Origin of the sequence: Moorena sp. SIO4E2 (genome assembly GCF_010671945.1) — a bacterium.
Taxonomy (GTDB): Bacteria; Cyanobacteriota; Cyanobacteriia; order Cyanobacteriales; family Coleofasciculaceae; genus Moorena; species Moorena producens.
Map to the genome: position 1 here is coordinate 1 of NZ_JAAHIE010001331.1, position 1,206 is coordinate 1,206.

The window sequence follows — 1,206 nt, forward strand, 5'->3', positions numbered from 1 at the left end:
ATATATTTGATTTGCTGCCGTACTGTACCTGTATTGCTAGGAATTTTATCAAGCATAATCTTGTTAAGATTTTCGTCAATCTGGATCAGTCAAGAACGTTGGCAAACATTAACAGATGAACAGCTAGGGCGTGTCTGCAAACCCAATAATTTAGGTTAGAGAGATTTGCAATCGCGAGCATAAGGAAAGGAATTTGGGCAAAGCCCGACCCTAAGCAAACGTTTTGCTCAACTTGACCATAAATCTTTCTATGATCAACAGTTTAAAGATTTATTTTTATCTATAGTAGTCAGAAAAAACATGATTTCAACTAAAGCCAGAGTAATATAGAAGCAATAGTCAACATAGCTAGGTAATTGACTGCATATTTCTCATAGCGAGTTGCTATTCGTCGATTTTGTTTGAGACGGTTAATTAGTCTTTCAATCCGATTACGTTCTCTATATAGTCCTCGGTTGAAGCGTTCTCGTTTCTTTTCGTTACTTTTTCTGGGAATAATAGGAGTTGTACCTCGACGACGTAGTTTTTCTCTAATAGTTTTACTACTGTATCCTTGATCACCTAAAAAGTAGCGAAAACGGCTTTTTGGCCTTCCTCGACCCTGACGTTTAACTTTTCCGAGGGCAAGCAAATCATCAAAACCAATGGTATCATGGCGTTCTCCTGATGTTAGAGCAAAAACCATTGGTTTGCCCAATCCTTCCGACCGAATATGAATTTTTGTGCTGAATCCTCCCTTACTCCTCCCTAGTGCCTGTGAGTCTTGCCCCCTTTTGCTCCGGCTGCGTGTTGATGTGCTCGCACGACTGTAGTATCACCCATGTGAACTTCCCAATCGATTCGACCCTCAGCGTCGGCAATTTGCTGAAGACCTGCCAAAATCTCCTCCCATATGCCCGCTTTTCGCCAACGATAAAACCGACTTGACACCGTACTATGGACTCCATAAGAGGTTGGTAAATCCCTCCAGGGCGCACCTGTTCTCAAAATCCACAGTATGCCATTTATGATCTGGCGATGGTCATGTGCTGGTTTTCCTGTCCAAGCTTTTTGAGGAGGTAACAAAGGTTTAATTTTTTGGGAGCATCCCATTTTGGAAAAAAGACAGGAATAGGTACTCATTTAATTCGCGATTAATAATCGCGAATTAAATGAGTAGAGAACTGGACTACATGTACCCTGGCATAATAGAGAGGTAGATGTTCA

Annotated in this window: 1 pseudogene; it reads right to left on the bottom strand. The window is 41.3% G+C overall.

The annotated features are described in order from the left end of the window. Positions 1–310: 310 nt before the first annotated feature. Positions 311–1,092 (bottom strand): annotated as a pseudogene (locus F6K37_RS43425) (IS5 family transposase). Between the last annotated feature and the right edge of the window lie 114 nt (positions 1,093–1,206).